Genomic DNA, 5,155 nt, shown 5'->3' with positions numbered 1-5,155 from the left:
GCTTGCCAAGTTCCTCATTGTCGTCTTTGAGGGCCTGCGTGTAGTCCTGCACGGCGGCCGAGGCGTTCGCGGTTCCTGCGGCACTGGTGGCCATGGCCATGGCGGCGCCGGCGAGGATCGCGGTGAGGATGCCGACCACCGGGACGGCAAGATTCACGGACACCCCGAGCATGTCCACCTTGAGCGCCGAGAGGATGGCTGTATCGCCGAAGGTGTTCACGGCAGTCTTGGCGAGGTTGAAGGCCGGGGCGATCGTGGTGGCCGTGGTGACCAGACCTGCCAGCACGGGCAGCGGCAGATCGTTCAGCAGGCCGGTGAGCCCGTTGAGGAAGCCGAGGACCACGGGCCGAGCGGGGCGTACGCGGCCAGGATATGCCCCGCGAGGGTGACAAGGTTCTCGATGAGGGTCATGGTGCCGGGCAGGTTATCCCTCGCGTACTGGATGAACTCCGTGAACCCGTTGGTCCCGTTGAAGGAAAACAACCAGGTCACGAACTTAGACAGCTGGACAGCCCCGTCCTGGATGAGCGGATTCATCTGCTGCATGCCGTCCAACACCCCTTGCAGAGCGGTGCCGCCCATGTGACCAAGCTCCGCGGACCCTTCGGCCACGAGCTGGTTCAGGAACGGCATCTTGACGTTGACGTCGGCGACGAGGGTGTTGAAGGAGCCCAGCATGGCGTTCGCCGAGGTGCTGCCGAGTTCGGCGAAATTGGCCTTAAGGTTGCCGAGTCCAGCGGCGTACTGGTCCCCGGCAGCCGTGCCGTCCGCCATTTCCTTCTTGATGCCCAAGATGGCGGCGACGCCGGCGCCGCCCATCACACCGAAGGCGACGCCAAGGCCCACCGCTGACGCAGCAATCGCTGTCGCCGGGCCGAGGAGTGCGGGAGCAAGGGCGATAAGGACTTGCAGGCCCGAGACGCGCTGATTGTTCGCCTGGAAAGACTTTGCAGCGGACTTCGCTTCAACCTCGTTCGCCGACGCCTCTTCAAGGGACTTCCGGACACCCTCAGCTTTGGCCAGATTCAAGGCCTCCGTAGCGGCGAGGAGACGCATCTCGGACGCTTCGGCGTTCCGGTCAGCCCGGGCCGACGCTTCCGTGGCGGCGGCCACTTGCAGGTCGGTGCGGCCGCGCTTTTCCATGATGGCGGTGAGCCGCTCGTGCGCGATGTACGCGGTGGAGGCCGTGTTGGCGGCCTGCCTGGTTGCGGTCTCGACACGCTGCTCCGCGACACGGACGGAGTCCAGCTTCGTGACGGCCTCGGAAACGTTGGCGTCAACCTTGATCGTCGGGTCCATGGCGCCGAGCTCGCGGGCTTCGGCCTTGACTTGGGCCGCGCCCCGCTTGAAAGCGTCAAGGTCGATGCCGAGCTTCGCGTCAATAGACCCTGTGGTCGTTGTGTCCGTCATTCCATGGCCTTCCGCAACTCTTCGTCAACGATCTCCAGGACCTTCTGCTCCTCCGAGATGACCGTGGATGTCAGGTACAGGGCTTGGCCCTGCTCATGCCGGTAACTGAGTTCAAATTCCTGCCGCCTGGCATACGGGCCGGGGAATGTGACCTTGGCTCCCTCGGGTGTGAGTTCAGTCGAGGCGCTGCCGCGCAGGTTCCCGGTCTCTATCGGGGCCCGGCTTACTGCAACCTCCCGGACGTGTTCCATAGCCTTGAACGCCGCAGCCGGGACTGCTTCTTCAACACGGGCCACGACGTCATCGATCATGGCCTCAAAACCGGCACTGCCCATGACCTCAGACCTTCCCGCCGTAGTTGCGGGCGCCTGGTTCGTTAGCGCCGTCAATCCGGGCAGCTTCGGCGTCGCTTATGGCTTCGGCCTGCCTGGTACGCTCCTGCTGTTTCCGGGCCGCGACCGTCTCCGGGGTGCCGCCCCGCAGCAGATCGTCCAGGACGCCCGCGCTGTGGGCTTCCACGATCTGTTCCGTGGTCATGGACTGGAGATCTGCGAGGGTCTTCTGCTGGCTCATTCGGCGTCCGCCTCGGCCTTGGTGATCACTCTCAAGTTGTTGCGCTGGATCTCTTCGTCGGTGAACGGGTCGTCCTTGCGGAACACGGAGCCTCCCGGGCCGCGATAGAAGTACCTGGCGGAACTCTCGGGGGCTTCTGCGTCGATACGTTCGATGTCACCGAAGAGATCCGCCCCGCGTCGATGTGGTCAAGGATCTTGAGCTTGCCGTCCCGCACCAGCAGATCAAGTGCACGGCTGATCCACACGTCGGCGTCGAATGACTCCACCCGGCGGCGGCCAACGACCACACCAGCATGCAAACCGGCACTACCGCCGGCGGCAAGCCTCACGCCGCCATGGGTGGGCGGCGTGGGTCCCGTGTGCTTGTGCTCCGGGATCCCGAGAGCGATGGCGCGGTCGCGGTACTCGCGGATCCGGGCATTTCGTTCTTCGACGGCGTCATGGAAAGCGCCGAGAGCATCAACGGCCGTCCGCAGATGCTTGCTGAAGGCCTTGCCGTCTCCCTGGGCGTGGGCGACGATGTCAGCTTTCAGGGCTTCGCATGCGTCAAGCCGGGCCGCTTCCTTGGCCGCGGCGGCCTTGCGGGTTGCTGCTTCCTTGCGGAGACGGACGAACGAGAGCAGTCCGCGGGCCTTCTCAACCTGCTCGAACGTCACGCTCTCATCGCCGGACTTCACGGCCTCTTCGAGAGTGTGGACGAGGCTTTCTGCCTCTTTCGCTTCCTGCTCCGCGTCGGCGATGATCCGCTCGGGGTCGGTGTCTGTGGTGCTCATGCTGCCTGATTCCTTAGGACGTTTTCCAATGAGTCGATGTCAACCAACCAGCTCCGGTGGCCTATGCGTTTCGCGATGACCCGGCCGGACGATGCAAGGCGACGTACCTGCCGTTCGCTTCGTCCGGTCCGGGTCGCCGCATCCATGACACCAACCCAATTGGTTGACTCCACCTTGGCAAGACGGGGTCCGATAACGGACGCGACGGCGGCTCGGTCCAGATCCGCCCCTGACGCTCCTGTAGCGCCTTGTAGACGGGCAGCGCCCACACGGCAACACCGGCGCCGTTCTCCCTCATCTGCCGCTCCTGGTCCCGCATCAGTGACCGCAGCACACCCAATGCGATCGGGCCCCGCAACAGTTCATCCAGAGATGGCGGCTCCTCGCGCTGCCCAAGACGATCCCGCCGGGAGATTCCGCCGCTCACCACGCATCACCCTTCTCAAGGCCACGCGGGACTCGAACCGCCGAATCATGGAAAGCAACCGGACGGGGCATCCGCGGCAAGACCAGGCCGTTCTTCGTCCTCACCAACTCATCAGGATCACCGCGATACTGGGACGGCTCACCCACCCGAACGGCCCCTCGGAGCTCGATGCACGACACAGCCTGCATGAAACTCATGGCAAGATCGTCATGGCCGGCCCGGTCGGGAACCGCGATACGCAAATTCCCGGTCGGCAACTGCTCAAACTCCAAAGCGCGCAACTGCTTCAACAGCTCCGGATCCCGCGGCAATACCAAGCGTTTCCGCTGCAATAGGCCCTTGATCATGCTGAATCCCGACTGCTTCCGCCGAACATCAGTGACCACCGAGGACACGAGACAATCCCTGCCAGCCTCGTGCGAGCGCTTCCGCAGATCCTCGGTCGGGTACTGGCCAACGCCATTCGTCTCCGACGCCAACACGCGTATGTAGTACCGGCCCGCCGTTTCGACAATCCGGTCGATGAATTGGCTGTAAGGCCAGTTATGCCGCACCTCAAACCAGGGTATGAACAACGCCAGATCATTCCCCAGCGTGTCCCGGTTCATGCCGTAGTCCTCAAGGACGGACACTAGCGTCAGAGCGTTCGCGTCCTGCGCGTAACCCCAGTCCACGCCGCCAGCCGCCACATACGGGCGGTCGAGCCAGCGTTCCAAATCAGCCGGCGGGCACGTCGCGTAATCCGCGACGGCGTCCATGATCTCCGCCTCGGTGAAGTACGCCCCTGCCGCGTCAGTCCACTCCGCCAGGAACTCCCGCCGGAAATAGTCCGACGACTCGCGCTGCCGGATCTGTTCCAGCAACACCTCATCCACCAAAGGCGACACCGAAGAGGGCCAATGCCACGACTCAACCTGCTCGTCGGGAGCGTCCATGCCGCGCTGCCACAAGGCCCGGAAGAAATGGGTACTGTCACCCCACGGAGTGGACACCAGAATCACCCGCGAACCGGGCCGGGCAATGATCGCAGGCTCAGCGGCCCGCCAAATCTCCGTATCAATGAACCCGGCCTCATCAAGGATCAGCACATCCACTGGCCAGCCACGGATCTGCCGAGAAGACGCCGGGACGCTAATGATCCGGGAGCCGTTCGACAGCGTCAGAAGCGACTTCGAATCGTCCAGCACCGAGCCGCCCAACAGAGGCGAACCGTGCGCGAGCGCCTGGCACTCCTCCAACAGGCGCCGGGACGCCACCTCACCCGCGGACACCAGCAACACCGTGATGTTCCGGCGTGTCGCAGCCTCAAACAAGGCCACCGTGGACAGAGTCGTCGACTTGCCCACCTGACGGCCGGCGCAAATCACCCGGTAACGGGCCTTGGACCGGGCAACCTCCAACTGGTGAGGCCACAACGGGCGTCCCAACACCTCCACCGCAAACGCCCCCGGATCCGTCGCCGGGCTGAAGTCACTCACCGTCGTCAATGACCTCACCCCGCATCGACCGCTCGTGTTCCTCACGCATACGGGTCAACGCAACCGCAGTGTCAGCCTGGCGGGCCTGAGCCACATCCTTGCCAAGTCGAGCCGCCGACAACGGATCAAGCCCCAGCCGCGAACGGTGGTTCTGCGCCGTCGTCTCCCACTTCCGCAGAAGCTCAAGCGGTGACGTCTGCCCCTGCTTCGACTCCGCAGCCATCTCGATCGGCATCGAATCCACCCACTCGGTGATCAATGCTGACTTCGCCTCAGCCTTAGCCCACGCCTGCACTGCCGCCGCGTAGCGGGGCGCCCGCAGATAGTCCAGGGAAGCGTCAGCCAACAGCTCAGACACCAGCGCCTGGGCGATCGGATCCACCTTCCGGGGCGACTTCGCCCCATGCTTGACTGCCAACTCGTTGCCCTCAGCAAACGGCGGCCGCTGCCCCTCGAACTCCGGCACCCACCCAGCGGAGCCCCTACGCTCAG

General features: G+C 64.3%; 7 protein-coding genes. All 7 read right to left on the bottom strand.

Annotated elements, in window-relative coordinates:
• Window positions 1-343 (bottom strand): hypothetical protein (locus AHiyo1_RS00590; RefSeq protein WP_216363111.1); only part of this gene is annotated, 343 nt, incomplete at its 3' end.
• Window positions 304-1,410, bottom strand: a complete 1,107-nt coding sequence (locus AHiyo1_RS00585) for a hypothetical protein (RefSeq protein WP_059387269.1) — start codon at window positions 1,408-1,410, stop codon at window positions 304-306. The genes AHiyo1_RS00585 and AHiyo1_RS00590, both read right to left, overlap by 40 nt.
• The gene (locus AHiyo1_RS00580) at window positions 1,407-1,745 is read right to left on the bottom strand and encodes an HK97 gp10 family phage protein (protein WP_059387268.1); all 339 of its coding nucleotides are present in this window, start codon (window positions 1,743-1,745) and stop codon (window positions 1,407-1,409) included. The genes AHiyo1_RS00585 and AHiyo1_RS00580 overlap by 4 nt, the downstream gene beginning before the upstream one ends.
• A gap of 4 nt (window positions 1,746-1,749) precedes the next feature.
• Window positions 1,750-1,983, bottom strand: a complete 234-nt coding sequence (locus AHiyo1_RS00575; protein ID WP_059387267.1) for a hypothetical protein — start codon at window positions 1,981-1,983, stop codon at window positions 1,750-1,752.
• Window positions 1,984-2,014: 31 nt separating this feature from the next.
• Entirely contained in the window at window positions 2,015-2,758 is a 744-nt protein-coding gene (locus tag AHiyo1_RS00570) for a hypothetical protein (RefSeq protein ID WP_059387266.1), read from the bottom strand.
• 423 nt (window positions 2,759-3,181) lie between these two features.
• Window positions 3,182-4,663 carry a terminase large subunit domain-containing protein gene (locus tag AHiyo1_RS00560; protein ID WP_216363110.1) on the bottom strand — a complete coding sequence of 494 codons (1,482 nt, stop codon included), beginning with the start codon at window positions 4,661-4,663 and terminating at the stop codon, window positions 3,182-3,184.
• On the bottom strand, window positions 4,656-5,155 hold a 500-nt coding region (locus AHiyo1_RS00555; RefSeq protein WP_059387263.1), incomplete at its 5' end, for a hypothetical protein. The genes AHiyo1_RS00555 and AHiyo1_RS00560, both read right to left, overlap by 8 nt.

This window comes from Arthrobacter sp. Hiyo1, from assembly GCF_001263615.2.
In the GTDB taxonomy this organism is placed as follows: Bacteria; Actinomycetota; Actinomycetes; order Actinomycetales; family Micrococcaceae; genus Arthrobacter.
Note: the sequence above shows the minus strand (reverse complement) of the source record. Positions and strands in the feature narration are given on the sequence as shown.

Excerpts from the sequence above, each read along its gene's own strand:
- AHiyo1_RS00570 (WP_059387266.1), bottom strand. The coding sequence starts at position 2,758 with ATGAGCACCACAGACACCGACCCCGAGCGGATCATCGCCGACGCGGAG.
- AHiyo1_RS00585 (WP_059387269.1), bottom strand. The coding sequence starts at position 1,410 with ATGACGGACACAACGACCACAGGGTCTATTGACGCGAAGCTCGGCATC.
- AHiyo1_RS00575 (WP_059387267.1), bottom strand. The coding sequence starts at position 1,983 with ATGAGCCAGCAGAAGACCCTCGCAGATCTCCAGTCCATGACCACGGAA.
- AHiyo1_RS00580 (WP_059387268.1), bottom strand. The coding sequence starts at position 1,745 with ATGGGCAGTGCCGGTTTTGAGGCCATGATCGATGACGTCGTGGCCCGT.